Here is a 15,697-nt window from a genome sequence, read left to right as displayed (position 1 = left end):
CCCCCCAAGTGGGGGAGATGTCCGGCAGGACAGAGGGAGGCGCGAAGGAACTCGACGTTCAAGGCCGCCTCACGCCATCGCATGGCGGTGGTTGGCCGAATAATGCCCGGTCAGATGATGCTCGAGCTGGCGCTCGATATCGGTCAGCAGGCTCGAGGCGCCGAAGCGGAACAGGTCTGGCTCCAGCCATGGCCGGCCGAGCTCCTCCTTCATCAGCACCAGCCAGTCGAGCGAAGCCTTGGCTGTAGAGATGCCGCCGGCCGGCTTGAAGCCGATGAGAAAGCCGGTCTCCTCGAAATAGGCTCGGATGGCGCGCACCATGGCGAGGCCGACGGGCAGCGTGGCGTTGACGCTTTCCTTGCCGGTCGAGGTCTTGATGAAATCGGCGCCCGCCATCATCGCCACCATCGAGGCCAGCATGACATTTCGCAGCGTGGCGAGGTCGCCGGTGCCGAGGATAACCTTGAGATGCGCATCACCGCAGGCTTCGCGCATCGAGACGATCTCGTTGTAGAGCTCCTGCCATTTGGCGCCGAAGACCAAGCCGCGCGGGATGACGACATCGATCTCGTCGGCGCCGTCGCGCACCGAAGCCTCGATCTCCTGCAGGCGGGTCGACAGCGGCGCAAGGCCGTGCGGGAAAGCGGTGGAGACGGCGGCGACATGGATGCCGGTGCCGCGCACGGCATCAACAGCCGTCGCGACGAAGGGATGATAGACGCAGACCGCCGCCGGCCGGATTTTTTCGCCCTCGATGCCAAGCCCCTCGACGATGTCGCGACGGAACGGGTTGATCGCCTTGGCGCATAGGCGGCGCACCCGCTCTTCGGTGTCGTTGGAATTCAGAGTCGTCAAATCCATGCAGGAGACCGCGCGCAGCAGCCAGGCGGCCTGGCTGTCAGCCTTGATCGAGCGCCGCTTTGTGAGGCTGGCGACCCTGCGTTCCAGCGCCGAGCGGTTGACCGAGCGCACCGATTCCATGAAGCCGAGATCGAGCCGCATGCCGGTGTTGCGGGCAATACCGTGGCTTTGCGGCACGGGCGTGTTGGCGGCCGCACGTGCCGGCAGCGGCGTGACCTTGGACGCGCCGAGATCGGCTTCGCGGATAGTGCTGCTCATCTCCTGCCCTTTCGCTCGACGATTTTACGTCGTGGTGCGTGTCGTTGCTCCCGGACTTGGGCGACACACACCGAAGATAGCCCGTGAATCGATGCTTCACGAGTCCTTCAAGGGCTCATAACGGAAAAAGGCGGCAAAAGCAGCTGAATTTTGACCACATGGTCAAAACGTCAATTCAAGACGTGGCGCCGAGGCGCCGGCTGATGTCAGCCGACGAAAGCGCGCTCGACGACGAAGGTCGAGGGATGGCTGAGCGAGCCCTCATGGAAGCCGAGGCTTTCGGCCATTTCCTTGACGTCCTTCAGCATATGCATCGAGCCGCAGATCATGATGCGGTCCGTCTCCGGATTGAGCTTCTCGATGCCGAGGTCGGCGTAGAACTTGCCCGAGCCGATCAGCGCCGTGATGCGGCCCATGCGCGCCGATTCTTCGCGGGTCGTCGAATTGTAGAGGGTGACGCGGCCGCCGGTCAGTTCGCCGATCAGGGGATCGTTCTCGAGCGCGGCCACCAGTTCCTGGCCATAGGTCAGTTCGGCATTGTCGCGGCAGGTGTGGGTCAGGATGACCTGATCGAATTTTTCGTAGGTATCGGGGTCGCGCAGAAGGCTGGCGAAGGGCGCAATGCCGGTGCCGGTCGAGATCATGAACAGGCGCTTTGCCGGGGTCAGCGCGTCGACAACCAGCGTGCCGGTCGACTTCTGGCGCATGATGACGGTGTCGCCGACCTGGATCTTCTGCAGTTCGGAGGTCAGCGGACCATCCGGCACCTTGATCGAGAAGAATTCCAGTTCCTCGTCCCAGGCCGGGCTGGCGACCGAATAGGCGCGGTACACCGGCTTTTCGGCATTGGGCAGACCGATCATGACGAACTCGCCGGAGCGGAAGCGCAACGACTGCGGGCGGGTGATGCGGAACGAGAACAGGCGGTCGGTGTAATGCTTCACCGACACGACGGTTTCGGCATAGACATTGGCCGGAATCGGGAACTGCAGCGGACGGGCGTCGGCGGTGTTGAGTGCGGATGTGGTGTTCATCAATCCAACTCTGTCTTGCCCAACTCACTACGCGGGCGCCAAACCGTTTCCTGCGCGCCCAGACCATTCAGGTCCCGGCGAGCCGTTCACACACTCCAAAGCAGTGAGCTCTTGTGTCCCAAATTTATTAGTATACAAACGATATTTGTGTCAAGATACCACGCTAAAACAGCTTTCCAAACTGCGGCATATTCGTAGTTCCGCCATTTCGGATTTCGACAATGAAAGAGAATTTTTCGGTGCAACAACCGGATTCCCTGGGTCACGTCGTTGCCGGCATCGATGTTGGCGGAACCTTCACCGACCTCATTTTGATCGACGGAAATGACGGCGGAAAGGTGCATATCGCCAAGACGCCGACGACGGTCGACAATCAGGCGTTCGGCGTGGTTTCAGCGCTCGGCGCCACCGGCTTTGCCATAGACGGCATCGACCTCATCGTGCATGGCACGACCACCACCACCAATGCGGTTCTGGAACGCCGGCTGGCGAAAACCGGCATGATCACCACGCGCGGTTTTCGCGACGTGATCGAGTTGGGACGGCGCACACGGCCGCAGCCCTATGGCATGACCGGCACCTTCGTTCCGATCATCCCGCGCGATCTCCGGCTCGAAGTCTCGGAGCGCGTCGAAGCATCCGGCGCGGTGCGCACCCCGCTCGATGAGACCGAGATGCGCGACGCCGTGAAGACGCTGATCGTGGCCGGCTGCGAGTCCCTGGTCATCCATTTCCTGCATTCCTACGCCAACCCTTCGCATGAGCGGCGCGCGGCCGAAATCGCCGCCGAGCTTTGGCCGAACGGCTACATCACGACTGGCCATGCGCTGCTGTCGGAAGCCCGCGAATTCGAGCGCGGCGTGACCGCCGCGGTCAACGCCTCGGTGCAGCCGATCCTCGAGCGCTATGTCGAGCGGCTGCGCAAGGAATTGGCCGCCAAAGGTTACGCCCGCGACTTCCTGATCATGAACGGCAATGGCGGCATGATCTCGGCCCGTTTCGTCACCAGAGAATCGGCCAAGACCGTGATGTCCGGACCAGCCTCGGGTGTCATCGCCGCCGCCTATACGGGCAAGCGCGCCGGCTTTGAAAACCTCGTCACCTACGACATGGGCGGCACCTCGACCGATGTGGCGCTGATCCGCAATGCGGAGCCCGCCGTCTCGAACGAGATCGAGATCGAATATGCGATGCCGATCCACGTGCCGATGGTGGCGGTGCATACGGTCGGTGCCGGCGGCGGCTCCATCGCCCGGGTCGATGCGGCCGGGCTGATCCAGATCGGCCCGGAAAGTGCCGGCGCCAATCCCGGCCCGATCTGCTACGGTCGTGGTGGAGCCGAGCCGACCATCACCGACGCCAATCTGGTGCTGGGCCGGCTGGCGCCGAAGAAGCTGCTGGCGGTCGAAAATCCGGTCACCGTCGAGCGGGTCACCGGGATCTTCGAAGACAGAATAGGCAAGGCCGCCGGCCTCTCCGGCGTCGAAGCGGCGGGCGCGGTGCTGCGCCTCGGCAACATGAAGATGGCCGGCGCCATCCGCATGGTCTCGGTGTCGCGCGGCCATGATCCGCGCGATTTCGCGCTGTTCGCCTTCGGTGGCGCCGGGCCGCTGCATGCCTCCGCCCTGGCGCGCGAACTCGGCCTGCCCCGTGTGCTGGTGCCGGCGCGTCCGGGCATCACCAATGCGCTCGGCTGCGTCGTGGCCGATCTGCGTCACGACTTCGTCAACACGATCAACCAGCCGGTCGCCGTGCTCGATGAAGCCAGGCTTCGCGAGGTGCTGGAACGTCACCGCGGGGAAGGCGAGGAACTGATCGGCAAGGAAGCGGTGAAGCCGGAAACGATCCGCGTTACGCACTCTGCCGACATGCAGTTTGTCGGCCAGACCCACATCATCAACGTGCCGTTGCCGTCTTCATCGGTGACAAGGCAGGAGTTGCAGGCGCTGTTCGAAAAAGCCTATTTTGCCCGCTTCAAGGTCGAGTTGCCGGAGATCCGCGCCAATCTGGTCAACCTCAACACGTCGGTGACGGGCGTGCGGCCGGCAATCGACCTGTCACGGCTGATCGACCCGGCCGGACGTACAAAGACGCTAGACGAGGCGCTGCGCGAAACAAGGCCTGTCTGGTACGCAGGACGCTGGCACCATACGCCGATATACGCACGCGAAAAGCTGCCGCCCGATGCCGTCATCGAAGGGCCGGCGATCCTCGAACAGATGGACGCCACCACCGTGCTCGAACCCGGCGACCGCGCAAGATCGGACGCCGACGGCAACATCATCATCGACATCGGCGAGGCCTGAGATGCAAAAGCTCGACGCCATAACGCTTTCGGTCCTGCAGGCTGCCCTCCAGCAGGTCTGCGACGAGATGGATCTCACTTTCTCCCGCGCGGCCTTCTCGCCGGTCATCGCCGAGGCCAATGATCGGTCCGACGGCATCTATTCCGCCGTCGACGGCTCGCTGATCGCGCAAGGCAGCCAGGGCCTGCCGGTGTTCGTCGGCGTCATGCAGTATTCGACCAAAACGGTGATCGAGATGATCGCCGACGGCCGTTGCCTGGCGCCTGAGCCCGGCGACATCTACATCGTCAACGATCCCTATCTCGGCGGCACGCATCTGATGGATGTGCGCTTTGCCATGCCGGTCTATCGCGACGGCAAGATATTTTGCTGGCTATCGAACACCGGCCACTGGCCCGATATCGGTGGCTCGGTGCCGGGTGGCTTCTCCGCTTCCGCCACAGCCGTCGAACAGGAGGGCCTGCGGCTGCCGCCGGTCAAGCTGTTCAAGAAGGGCGTGCTCGACACGGAAATCTACGCCATCATCTGCTCCAACATCCGCGTTGCCGACCAGCGCATCGGCGATATCCGGGCGCAGGCTGCCGCATTGCTGATCGGGCAGGACAGGCTCAACGGAATCCTGGATCGTTACGGTGACGAAACTGTCGTCGAGGCGATCGCCGAACTGCGCCGCCGCGCCGCCGAGCAGATGCGCGCCAACATCTCCGCCATTCCCGACGGCACCTACAGCTCGAAGGCCTTTGTCGACTCGGACGGCGTGGTCAACGAGCCGCTGACCATCGCGCTCGCCGTCGAGAAAAAGGGCGACACGCTGACTTTTGATTTCACAGGTTCCTCAAAACCCTGCGCCGGGCCGATGAACAGCGTGCTGGCGACGACCTTGTCGTCGGTCTATCTCGCCATGCGCCATATTTTTCCGGATGTGCCTATCAGCGCCGGCGCTTTCGAGCCGCTGATCGTCAAGCGGCCGGAAGGTACCTTCCTCGACGCCAAATATCCCCGCCCGGTTTCCGGCTGCGCGGCTGAGGTGTCGCAGCGCATCGCCGAGGCGGTGTTCGCGGCAATGGTGCAGGCGCTGCCGGAGAAGGTGACGGCCGCACCCGCCGGCTCCAGCGGCAATTTCGCGCTTGGCGGCAACGATCCGACGCGCGGCCGCGACTATGTGATGTATCAGATCTCCGGCGGCGGCTATGGCGGCAATTCAGGCCATGACGGGCTGACCAATGGCTGCTCGACCATCGGCATTTCGAAATCGCCGCCGGTCGAGATCATGGAGCAGGCCTTTCCTGTGCTCTACCGCCACTACGCATTGCGCGAAGGCTCGGGCGGCGCCGGCAAGCAGCGCGGCGGCTTTGGTTTGGCCTATGAGGTAGAGATCCTGCGCGGCGAAGCCCGTGCGTCCTTCGTCATGGATCATGGCCGTTTCGGCCCGCAAGGTGCGCTCGGCGGCAAGGACGGCGCGGTGAACACGGTGACCGTGTTCCGCGGCGGCGAGGAACATGTGCCGCCGCACCTCTCCAAGGAACAGGACATCGCGCTCAAGGCCGGCGACCGCGTGCGCGTCGGCACGCCGGGCGGTGGCGGCTATGGCGATCCGCGTCAGCGCGACCCGAAACTGGTCGCCGAAGACATCAGGCTTGGTTACTACACCGATGAACAAGCCAAAGAGCTGTTCGGAACCTGACAGCCGACAGGCCCGAGCCGCGTCAGGTCTGCAGCTTGGCCTTCAGCGCATCGGCGAATTTTTGCGCGATCTTCTTGAAGCCGGCGGGATCGGGATGCAGTTCGTTGGCCCAGTCGGCCACCTTCAACGTTCCCTGCGTGTCGACCAGATGGAAATTGTTGTTGGGATCGTCGGCCAGGCGCTTCACCACATCGCGGAACGCCGCCAGCGCGTCGTGAACGATGACCGTGCCCTTGGCGACCGTCCAGTTGCAGAAATCGAGCGACGGTTTCAGCCACGGGCCGACACAGGACGGATGCGCTCCGTTCGGGATCGGGAAATCATAGCAATGGCCAAAGATCGGCACGCCTGGCGCGACGCGGTCGCGCAGCGCGAACAAATCGAGATAGCAGGCCTCGACCATGCCGAGCGCCTTGGTGAAGCGGTTCTTGTTCAGCCCGGGGGCGTGGCCGTCATTGAAGTCGAGGAAGATGCAGAACTGGTCGCCGGCAATGTCGTTGCCACCGGCAGAGAACAGGATGGCATCGGGCTTGCCGTCCAGCCAGTTTGCCTTGTTGCGCAAGGCTGAAATCATCCGTTGCTGCTTGGGCAGCGACATCTCGTCGGTCGCCGCATCGCCATGATGGGCAAGGTTGAGGATGGTCGGCGGCATCGAGCCGATGCGTCGCAGCTGCGCGATCACGTCGGTGTCGACGAACGGAAAGCCGTTACCGGTGAGCGGATAGTCGAACCAGGAATCGCCCTGCGCCAGCATCACCAGCGGCCGGTTGGCGACGGCCGCCTCGAGATTGCCGGCGCTTTCCCTTGCGGTTTCGAGCCGCTCGATGTTGGCTTGGTGAACCCTGATGCGCTTGGCGATGTCGTCGTCGATGCGCCGTTGCGCGGCTTCCTGCACGAATTCCTGCTGGTCCATCCCCAGGTCCCTCCCATGACCGCCTATGTCCGGCTGAGCATGCGCCGATGTCCATGATCGGTCTGTAATTTAGATCACAGTAAGATTCCTGGGGAAGGACGGCTTGCCGCGCCGTGATCGCCGCAGAGCATGTCGTTTCCGTCTCCGTGGAGTCTGCAAAAGACCATAGACTTCTATCCTTGTTTTCGCGCAATTCCGGACGGGAAACCGCCAACACCTTCCCTGGAATTGCTTAGTCAACGGAGATCAGGAACATGCGTCTTTTCGGTCGTTTCGTGCTTGCCGCTTCCGCCGCCCTGCTGCTTGGGACCGGTGCTGCCTCCGCCGAGAAACTCAGGATCGGGACCGAGGGCGCCTATCCGCCCTTCAACTATGCCAATTCGGACGGCACGCTGGGCGGCTTCGACATCGACCTCGGCAAGGCGCTGTGTGCCGAGATGAAGGCCGAGTGCGAATTCTCCGTACAGGATTTCGATGGTTCCATTCCGGCGCTGCAGGCCGGCAAGTTCGACGCCATCATCAACATCACCATCACGCCGGAACGGGCCGAGAAGGTCGAGTTCACCCACAAATATTACCAGACGCCGCCGGCCATCGCCGTGCCGAAGGATTCGACCATCGTCGGCACATCGCCGGACGATCTGAAGGGCAAGGTGCTGGGCGTGCAGAGCGCAACCATCCACCAGAATTTCGCCGAGCAGAAATACTCCGGCTCGACCGTGAAAGCGTATCCGACCGGCGACGACGCCCGCACCGACATGGCCAATGGCCGGCTCGACGCGATGATGGATGGCTCGATCATCCTGACCGAATGGCTGAAGAAGCCCGATGGCGCCTGCTGCAAATTGCTCGGCACGCTGACCGCCGATCCGGCCATTCATGGACCCGGCGTCGGCATCGCCCTGCAAAAGGGCAACAAGGAACTGGCCGACAAGTTCAATGCCGCCATCGACGCCCTGCGTGCCAGCGGCAAGTACAAGGAAATCAACGACAAATACTTCTCGTTCGACGTATACGGAAGTTAACCCCTTCACCGCTCCTACCTCGGCAGCGCCATCAGGCGCTGCCGTTTTCATGAGATGACGGAGAAGTTTCTTGGTTGAGCGGCGCTCCCCTTTCTACACCAGCATCGTTGGCCTCGGCGCCACGATGGGCCGGGTCGGCGGCGACTTCGTCTCGGCCAAAACTTATTCCGGCATCGCCGACGAGCATCTGAACACGCGCAAGAAAGTCGGCGTGCAGGATCTCAGCACCATGGGCAAGATGGACATCAAGGGGCCGGAAGCGGAGGCGCTGGTCAACCACGTTATCGTCAACGATGCGGCCGCGATGAGCCCCGGCCAGGTGCGCTATTCCACCGTCTGCCGCGACGATGGCGGCATCATGGACGACCTCACCGTGTTCCGGCTGGGATCGGAGCATTTCATGCTGGTGACCGGTTCGGTCAACCGGCTGAAGATGCTGCCCTGGCTGCAGCATCATGCTGAAGCGCGAAAGGCCTATGTCACCGACATCACCGCGGCCGTCGCCTTCCCGACCATACAGGGGCCGCGCTCACGCGAGCTGCTGAAAGCACTGGTTTCGGATGCCGATCTCGATGAGTTGAAACGCTGGGCGTTCACTTCAGGGCGCGTCGGCGAGACCAAAGTCCTGATCTCACGCACCGGGGTGACCGGCGAGCTCGGCTTCGAACTGTTCGTGCCGGCGGACGAGGCGACTTCCGTCTGGGACGCGCTGATGCGGACCGGCGGCGATTTCGGCTTGAAGCCATACGGCGTGCTGGCCATGTTCACGCTCGGGCTGGAAAAGGCCTATCCGGCGCATGGCATCGACATGGACGAGAGCCGTACGCCCTTCCATGTCGGGCTCGATCGCTGGATCAAGTTCGACAAGGGCGAGTTCATCGGCCGCGAGGCATTGCTCAAAATTCGCGGTAAGGGGCTCGACGAACGCTGGACCGGGCTGATTCTCGACGGTGACAAGCCGGCCGCGACGGATGCCAGGGTTTTCGCCGACGGCGAGGATGCCGGCGTCGTCACCTACAGCGATCACGGCTATTCCTTAGGCAAAGTTCTGGCGACGGCGCATTTGCGGCTGCCGTTCACCGCCATCGGGACCGAACTCAGCATCGACATTGACGGCAAGCCGACCCGCGCGGTGGTGGCGCCGATGCCATTCTTCGATCCTGAAGGCGCTCGGCTGCGGGCCTAAATCAGGCTAACTTCGCTAGCAGCCGCATAAACGTGGCCGCTTCCTTGGCCGTCAGCGGCGCCAGTGTCTCCTGGGTGATGGCGCGGGCCAACGGGATCAGCCGTTCGATCGCCTCGCGTCCCTCTGGCGTGAGGTTGACCAGCAGCCGCCTCTTGTCGACCTCGTGCTTGGTCAGGTCTACCAGGCCTCGCGCCTTCAGCCGGTCGATGACGCCCTTGACCGTCGCCGCATCCATGGCGATCAGCGTGCCCAACTGGTTCTGCGAGGTCTCGCCGACATCGTGCAGCTTGGCAAGTGCAGCGAATTGCGGCGGCGTCAGGTCGCTGATCTGGGCGGCAAAGATCGAGACATGGCGCTGATGCGCCTTGCGCAGGATGAAGCCGACCTGCTCCTGCAGGCGGTAGTCATGTTCGTCGGGCTCTTCGGCCTCGACCAGTTTCAGCAAATTGTCCCCGCCGCTCATCGCAAGCCATCCCAGACCTTGATGTCGCCTGCAGCCAGGCCGCCCATGCGGTCATGCACGCGCGGGCCGCAGCTCATGGCGAGGCAAAACAGGATTTCGTCGGCACGCGGCCCGTCGCTGAGGCCGACCTCCATGGCGTCGAAATGGCTGCGGACATAGGCGGCGTTGGTGTGGCCGAGCGGCACGTCAAGCCGCGAGCCGAAGGCGCCGACCTTGGTTGCCGACGGCACGATCGCCTTGGCGTCGCCCAGCCGCTCGCGCATGGCGTAGCCGCCAGGAACGTGCCACAGCGCGCCGTGCTCCAGCTCCCCCGACGAGCCGACAATGGTGCCCTTGCCGTAGGCGTCGATCTGCTTGATGTCGCCGCCCAATGCGGCAATGAGCTTGTCGGTGAGCAGCAGGCCGAGCGGCTTCAGATCGTCCATGGCGCTCTGCAGTTCTTCGACGTAGCGGCCGGCGAACGGGTTCTTCACCAGCGCCACGGCCGCAGCGCGGCGGCGCGGCACAGCTGCGGCCGGCCCGCCATCGTGAAAGATCTCTTCGGTCAGAACCGCGATCTTGCGGATCGGAAACTCAGGCATGGGCAACTTCCTTCCCTGGATTTTTGTTGGGCGCGGCAAGCGCCATGGAACCACTGATGCGCGCTTCCCCACCTAGAAACAGCGCCGATGCGGCAATCAGGCCGCGCCGGCGAAAATCTTCGGCGACGGCAAGGCCATTGTCCAGCGCCCGCTCCACATCGCCACGCGCGAGCATGCCGACGGCTTGTGTCACCAGCCGTGCACCGAGATCGCTGTCGGGCGCCAAGTCCTGCGCGGGAATGCGCTTGATGGCGGGATTGCCGGGCAGGTCGACGGCGTTGGCAATGAGTGTCGCGGCCGCATCGGCCTCGGCGCCGGTGTGCGCCAGCACGGTGACGGCGTCGGCAATGCCAAGCGAGAACGAACGGCCGCGCCAGCCGCTGGTGGCGACGCCGCGCACGCCGTCCGCCGAGCGAATGGTGAGGCGGTCGGCCATGCCGTTGCCGGTGCCGGCGATCGCCAGGTTCATCGACTGGCCCTTGCCGATATGGAGGGCGCTGTCGCCGCCATTGTTGACATAGGCCCGGTCGAGCTTGCGACCGGCAAGCAATGCCGAGAGCATTTCGTCGGTTACCGATCCGGCGACGGCGGCCATCGGCGTGATGAAGCATTCCGCCAACGGCATGACGGCTGCTTCCATGCGCCGCGCGGTCGGGCCGGCGAAGGTGCGCGGCGCCAGGAAAAATGCCGGCAGCCGCAATTCGGGAAGCTCCTCGACCAACTCGATCAGGATCGTCTGGAAGCGCTCGATCGCCTGATCGTAGGCGGCACGACACTCAGCCGCCTCACCAAAGGCCTCGACGATCAGGTCGATCGGCCCGTGGTTGAGGTGCAGCCGCTTGCCGTCCTGCAGCCAGTGGACTTGCGGGCCTTGCATCACGCGGCCCCGTTCGAGCCGGCGCGGCGCAACTGCGCCAGCGGCGGCCATGGATTTTGACAGGCAGCCCCGGAGCCGCGACGCGGATTGAGGTATTCGCCGCCCTTGGCAACAATATCCTCGACGCTGCGTATCTCGGCCTCGTAGCCGCCCAGCCTGACATAGTCGTCGCGGCGCAGCGTGAACTCGATCGGCGCCACCAGGGCCGGGGTCGGCACATAGCCGAACGCGCCTTCCGGCACGCGCGTGACGTCGACCATCAGCGTGATGCCGCCGCCCGGCCAGACATAGACCGGCGCGCCGCCGACGGTGACATAGGTCTTCAAGCCCTGCACCGAGCGGGTGAGATTGACCGGGTTTTCGGTGACCCCGGCGCGCAGCGACCCGCCGGCGCCGCCGATGAACAGCACGGTGCAGAGCGCCGGTTCGCAATTGTCCTCGATCAGGCCGACCGATTTTTGCAACCGGTCCGGGAACGGTTTTTCCACAGGCTTCAACTCGTCGTCGAGCTCGTAATAGGCGAACTGCTCGCCAGTGGTCGACACCATCAACAGCGACAGGCCAGGACGCGCGCCCTTCTTGGAATTCCATTCGCCGAGGATCGACAGCGGGTCGGAAATGCTTGTGCCGCCCCAGCCGAGGCCGGGCTCGGAGACCTTGAAGTAGCGGCCCGGCGTCGAACGGCGGCCGATGATTTTTATCCCCGTATCCTGCCAGCCCAGCACCTTGCCGGCTTGATGCTCCGAGACGACGCCGGTGATGTGGTCGTCGACCACCACCACTTCGTCGACCAGGCCGCGCCATTGCGTGGCGAACATGCCGATGGTGGCGGAGCCGCAACCGACGCGCATGCGATGTTCCTGCTTGCCGTCGATGACAGGTGGTTTGCCGGCTTCGACGATGATGGTGGCGCCACCGTCGATGGTCAGTTCGACAGGCTTGCGGTTGCACAGATTGAGCATCGCGTCGCAGGTTGCCCGGCCTTCGGCCTTGGAGCCGCCGGTCAGATGATGCACGCCGCCCAGCGACAGCATCTGCGAGCCATATTCGCCTGTCGTGACGTGGCCGATCGGCTCGCCTTGCGCGCGCACGATTGCCGTTTCGGGGCCGAGATGACGGTCCGTGTCGATCTTCACCTTGACGCCGCAGTACGAAAAAATGCCTTCGGTGACCACGGTCACCAGATCGACCCCCTCGACCTCCTGGCTGACGATGAAGGGAGCCGGCTTGTAGTCGGGATAGGTGGTGCCGGCGCCGATCGCAGTGACGAAGCGGCGGCCGTTGTTGACCAGTTCGCCGTCCCATTGCTCGCCCTCGGCGGTGAAGGGCACGACCGCGGCGCCACTCTCTGCCGCATGATCGAGGATGGTCAGCGGGTCCATACGCACGATGCGGCCACCGACATTGCCGTAGCGGTCGCAGGCGCCGGTGCGGCCATCGGCGATGTAGCACATCACCGGACAGGCATCGCAGCGGATCTTTTCCGCCACCAGCTTTTCGCCCGGATCGTGGGTTTCGAAGCGTTCGGCAAGCTCGCTCATCGGCGTGCCTCCTTGTCGCGGATGCCATCTTTTTCGCGGATGGCGGCGCGGATGCGCGCCGGCGTCGCCGGAACCTTGGTGATGAGAACGCCGGTGGCGTGGCGTATGGCGTTGAGGATGGCGGGTGCGGTCGGGATCAGCACATGCTCGCCCAGGCCCTTGGCGCCGAACGGTCCCTCCGGATCGGGAACCTCGATCAATATGTGCTCGATCTCAGGCACATCGCCGATGGTCGGGATGAGATAGTCGTGCAAATTCTCGGTGCGACCGGGGATGTATTCCTCCATCAGCGCCATGCCGATGCCTTGCGCGATGCCGCCTTCGATCTGGCCTTCGACCAGCAGCGGGTTGATCGCCTTGCCGACATCGTGCGCGGCGGTGATTTTCAAGAGCTTCACCGTGCCGAGCTTGAGATCGACTTCGAGTTCGGCGATCTGCGCGCCATAGCCATAGACGGCGTAAGGCTTGCCCTGGCCCTTGGCATCGAGCGGCAGCGTCGGCGGATCGTAGGTCTCCTCGGCGCGGAAGACGAAACCGCCCGCATCGACATCGAGGGCGGGGACATCGATGCGCCGAGTGGCTTCGCCCTCGCGAATGACGATCACCGGACCGTCCAATTGCAGGGCAGCTTTCTCCGAGACATTGGCAAAACGCAGGATCTTTTCGCGCAAGGCGCGGCCGGCTTTTTCGGCCGCCTTGCCGGTGACAAAAGTCTGGCGCGAGGCCGATGTTTTGCCGGCGTCCGGGCTGATCGCGGTGTCGGCGCTTCTCAGCTTGAATTTTTCCAGCGGCAGGCCGAGTGCGTCGGCGCAGATCTGGGCGATGACGGTGTTGGAGCCCTGGCCGATATCGACGGCGCCCTGGTGCAGGATGACGTCGCCGTCTGGCGAGATACCGACCCTTATGGTCGACGGATTGGGCAGCGAGGTGTTGCCGCAGCCATACCAGCAGGACGCGATGCCGACGCCGCGCTTTTTGCTCGTATTGGCATTGTTGAATGTATCTGCGTCGACCTTCGCGCGAGCCCAATGCGGCCGCAAGGAGTCGAGGCACTCGAAAATACCGACTCCCGACTCCAGTCGCTGTCCGGTAACCGTTTCGGATCCGTTCCGAAGGCAGTTTCTCAGGCGAAAATCGAGCCGGTCCATGCCGAGCTTGCCGGCAAGCTCATCATAGAGCGTCTCCTGCATGATCGTCGCCTGCGGCACGCCGAAGCCACGGAAGGCGCCGGAAATCGGCCCGTAGGTGTGGATGGCGCGGCCTTCGGCGCGGTAATTCGGCGTCGCATAGGGACCGGAGGCATGCACCGGCACGCGGTTGGCGACAGTCGGCCCCCAACTGGCATAGGCGCCGGTGTTGAAATCGCCGGAAAAGATCATGCCGGTGACATGGCCTTCGGCGTCAGTGCCGATGGTCGCCTTCATCTCGGCGGGGTGGCGCTTGGTGGTCGACATCATCGATTCGGTGCGGGTGTAGGCAAGCGCCGCCGGCCGGCCGGTTTTCAGTGCCACAAGGCCGATGAGCGGCTGCAGCGACACGTCGAGCTTCGAGCCGAAGCCGCCGCCGGTCGCGGTCGGCACGATGCGCACCTTGTCGACGGCAAGACCGAGCACCTTTGCCGTTTCGTCACGGTCCATATAGGGGGCCTGGGTGCAGGCGACGACGACCAGCGTGTCGCCGTCCATGTAGGCATGGCCGGCTTCCGGCTCGATATAGGCGTGCTCGACATAGGAGGTGTCGATGGCACCGGACACCGTGTAAGCAGCCTCGCCAAGCGCCGCCTCGGGGTCGCCGCGCTCGACAAAGCCCTTGGTCAACAAATTGGCCGGGCGGTTCGCGTGGATGAGCGCAGCCCCTTCTGCCTGCGCGTCGCCGGGCTGCAGAAAATGCGGCAGCTCGGTCCAGCGGACCGGGAAATCCTGGAGGTCGAGATCGAGCATGGCCTCGCGCTCGCCGGCGACCAGCGCCACTGCCTCGCCGCGCAGCCGCGCAAAGCCTTCGGCCAGCGCCGGCTGGTCGGCAAACGGACCGATGACGCCGAAACAGTTTTTTCCCGGGATGTCGGCGGCGGTGAAGACGCCGGCGATGCCGGGATGCGACTTCACCCAGCCCTCCAGGTCGCCGAAGGCGAAGCCGGCATGATAATGCGGCGAGCGGACCACCAGCACAGCCAGCGCATCGGCGGGAAAGGAATCGCCGCCGAATTTTTCAGCGCCGGTGACTTTTGGCACGCCGTCGAGCCGGACCGGGGAGGCGCCTACAGCATTCCCTGTGGTTGGCATTCTACGTTCAAAGTTGAATTCCAACGAATGACGTTGGCGCTGCCCCTCACCCTTACCCTCTCCCCGTGAAGAACGGGGAGCGGGGAGCGTCGGCGCTGGAGCACTTCCCTTCTCCCCGTCACTATACGGGGTGAGGGTGCCGGCAGGCGGATGAGGGGCAGCGCCGTCGGTCGACGTCTCGAACCGTCCCGCATCCATCACTGCCGCAATGATCTTTCTGTACCCGGTGCAACGGCACAGGATGCCACCCAGCGCATCCTGCACCTCGGTCTCGGTCGGATTCGGCGTGCCATCCAGCAGCGCCGTTGCCGCGACCAGCAGCGCCGGCGTGCAGATGCCGCATTGCGCGGCGCCATGCGCCAGGAAGGACGCCTGCAGAGCCGAGAGCCGGCCATCGGCGAGGCCTTCGACGGTCGTTACGGACGTCCCGGCTGCGGAGGCCGCCGGCATCAGGCAGGCGCAGACGGCGTCGCCGTCGACCAGCACCGTGCAGGCGCCGCAATCGCCGGCATCGCAGCCAACCTTGGTGCCGGTCAGCTGCAATTCGTCGCGCAAAACCTGCGACAGCCGGCGCAGCGGCGGCACATTGACCGAGACGGCGGCGCCATTGACGGCGAAGGCGATCTCGGCGCGCTCGATGCCGAGGCCCGGCACGAGGTCGGGCAGGGCTTCAATCATCTCAGAGT

At 64.1% G+C, this 15,697-nt stretch carries 12 protein-coding genes; 4 read left to right on the top strand and 8 right to left on the bottom strand.

Features of this window, described 5'->3' with window-relative positions; genetic code table 11:
• Positions 1-69 precede the first annotated feature (69 nt).
• Positions 70-1,119 (bottom strand): deoxyribose-phosphate aldolase, encoded by a 1,050-nt coding sequence (gene deoC, locus NKJ18_RS24205; RefSeq protein WP_352760003.1) that lies wholly within the window; start codon positions 1,117-1,119, stop codon positions 70-72.
• 206 nt (positions 1,120-1,325) lie between these two features.
• A complete protein-coding gene (locus tag NKJ18_RS24200; RefSeq protein WP_352671004.1) occupies positions 1,326-2,153 on the bottom strand; it encodes a ferredoxin--NADP reductase in 828 nt (275 codons plus the stop codon).
• Positions 2,154-2,374: 221 nt separating this feature from the next.
• Between NKJ18_RS24200 and NKJ18_RS24195 the strand changes: the two genes are divergently transcribed.
• Positions 2,375-4,459, top strand: a complete 2,085-nt coding sequence (locus tag NKJ18_RS24195) for a hydantoinase/oxoprolinase family protein (RefSeq protein WP_352760000.1) — start codon at positions 2,375-2,377, stop codon at positions 4,457-4,459.
• A gap of 1 nt (position 4,460) precedes the next feature.
• The gene (locus NKJ18_RS24190) at positions 4,461-6,143 is read left to right on the top strand and encodes a hydantoinase B/oxoprolinase family protein (RefSeq protein ID WP_352759998.1); all 1,683 of its coding nucleotides are present in this window, start codon (positions 4,461-4,463) and stop codon (positions 6,141-6,143) included.
• Positions 6,144-6,165: 22 nt separating this feature from the next.
• On the opposite strand, the gene NKJ18_RS24185 is transcribed toward NKJ18_RS24190, so the two are convergent.
• Complete coding sequence (locus NKJ18_RS24185; RefSeq protein WP_352759995.1) at positions 6,166-7,056, bottom strand: SGNH/GDSL hydrolase family protein; 891 nt, start codon at positions 7,054-7,056, stop codon at positions 6,166-6,168.
• A 254-nt stretch (positions 7,057-7,310) separates the two neighbouring features.
• Here NKJ18_RS24185 and NKJ18_RS24180 point away from each other — a divergent pair, with 254 nt between their 5' ends.
• The gene (locus tag NKJ18_RS24180) at positions 7,311-8,081 is read left to right on the top strand and encodes an ABC transporter substrate-binding protein (RefSeq protein WP_023752482.1); all 771 of its coding nucleotides are present in this window, start codon (positions 7,311-7,313) and stop codon (positions 8,079-8,081) included.
• Between the two features lie 70 nt (positions 8,082-8,151).
• On the top strand, positions 8,152-9,267 hold the full coding sequence (locus NKJ18_RS24175; RefSeq protein WP_352759992.1) for an aminomethyl transferase family protein: 1,116 nt from the start codon (positions 8,152-8,154) through the stop codon (positions 9,265-9,267).
• Position 9,268: 1 nt separating this feature from the next.
• On the opposite strand, the gene NKJ18_RS24170 is transcribed toward NKJ18_RS24175, so the two are convergent.
• The 5 genes from NKJ18_RS24170 to NKJ18_RS24150 are packed head-to-tail and all read right to left on the bottom strand — an operon-like array spanning position 9,269 to position 15,689.
• Positions 9,269-9,730: a MarR family winged helix-turn-helix transcriptional regulator gene (locus NKJ18_RS24170; RefSeq protein ID WP_023671294.1), complete on the bottom strand. Its 462-nt coding sequence runs from the start codon at positions 9,728-9,730 to the stop codon at positions 9,269-9,271.
• The gene (locus tag NKJ18_RS24165; RefSeq protein WP_286440592.1) at positions 9,727-10,311 is read right to left on the bottom strand and encodes an amino acid synthesis family protein; all 585 of its coding nucleotides are present in this window, start codon (positions 10,309-10,311) and stop codon (positions 9,727-9,729) included. The genes NKJ18_RS24170 and NKJ18_RS24165 overlap by 4 nt, the downstream gene beginning before the upstream one ends.
• Complete coding sequence (locus NKJ18_RS24160; protein WP_352759989.1) at positions 10,304-11,188, bottom strand: UPF0280 family protein; 885 nt, start codon at positions 11,186-11,188, stop codon at positions 10,304-10,306. Before NKJ18_RS24160 ends, NKJ18_RS24165 begins: the two co-directional genes overlap by 8 nt.
• Positions 11,188-12,729 carry a 6-hydroxynicotinate reductase gene (locus NKJ18_RS24155; protein ID WP_352759987.1) on the bottom strand — a complete coding sequence of 514 codons (1,542 nt, stop codon included), beginning with the start codon at positions 12,727-12,729 and terminating at the stop codon, positions 11,188-11,190. The genes NKJ18_RS24160 and NKJ18_RS24155 overlap by 1 nt, the downstream gene beginning before the upstream one ends.
• Entirely contained in the window at positions 12,726-15,689 is a 2,964-nt protein-coding gene (locus NKJ18_RS24150) for a molybdopterin-dependent oxidoreductase (protein ID WP_352839348.1), read from the bottom strand. Before NKJ18_RS24150 ends, NKJ18_RS24155 begins: the two co-directional genes overlap by 4 nt.
• Positions 15,690-15,697 lie beyond the last annotated feature (8 nt).

Origin of the sequence: Mesorhizobium sp. M0217 (genome assembly GCF_040321955.1) — a bacterium.
Taxonomy (GTDB): Bacteria; Pseudomonadota; Alphaproteobacteria; order Rhizobiales; family Rhizobiaceae; genus Mesorhizobium.
Note: the sequence above shows the minus strand (reverse complement) of the source record. Positions and strands in the feature narration are given on the sequence as shown.

Bases quoted from the DNA above. Each gene is read 5' to 3' on its own strand.
- NKJ18_RS24180 (WP_023752482.1), top strand. From the start codon at position 7,311: ATGCGTCTTTTCGGTCGTTTCGTGCTTGCCGCTTCCGCCGCCCTGCTG.
- NKJ18_RS24150 (WP_352839348.1), bottom strand. From the start codon at position 15,689: ATGATTGAAGCCCTGCCCGACCTCGTGCCGGGCCTCGGCATCGAGCGC.
- NKJ18_RS24195 (WP_352760000.1), top strand. From the start codon at position 2,375: ATGAAAGAGAATTTTTCGGTGCAACAACCGGATTCCCTGGGTCACGTC.
- NKJ18_RS24160 (WP_352759989.1), bottom strand. From the start codon at position 11,188: ATGCAAGGCCCGCAAGTCCACTGGCTGCAGGACGGCAAGCGGCTGCAC.
- NKJ18_RS24155 (WP_352759987.1), bottom strand. From the start codon at position 12,729: ATGAGCGAGCTTGCCGAACGCTTCGAAACCCACGATCCGGGCGAAAAG.
- NKJ18_RS24170 (WP_023671294.1), bottom strand. From the start codon at position 9,730: ATGAGCGGCGGGGACAATTTGCTGAAACTGGTCGAGGCCGAAGAGCCC.
- NKJ18_RS24190 (WP_352759998.1), top strand. From the start codon at position 4,461: ATGCAAAAGCTCGACGCCATAACGCTTTCGGTCCTGCAGGCTGCCCTC.
- NKJ18_RS24185 (WP_352759995.1), bottom strand. From the start codon at position 7,056: ATGGACCAGCAGGAATTCGTGCAGGAAGCCGCGCAACGGCGCATCGAC.
- NKJ18_RS24200 (WP_352671004.1), bottom strand. From the start codon at position 2,153: ATGAACACCACATCCGCACTCAACACCGCCGACGCCCGTCCGCTGCAG.
- deoC (WP_352760003.1), bottom strand. From the start codon at position 1,119: ATGAGCAGCACTATCCGCGAAGCCGATCTCGGCGCGTCCAAGGTCACG.
- NKJ18_RS24165 (WP_286440592.1), bottom strand. From the start codon at position 10,311: ATGCCTGAGTTTCCGATCCGCAAGATCGCGGTTCTGACCGAAGAGATC.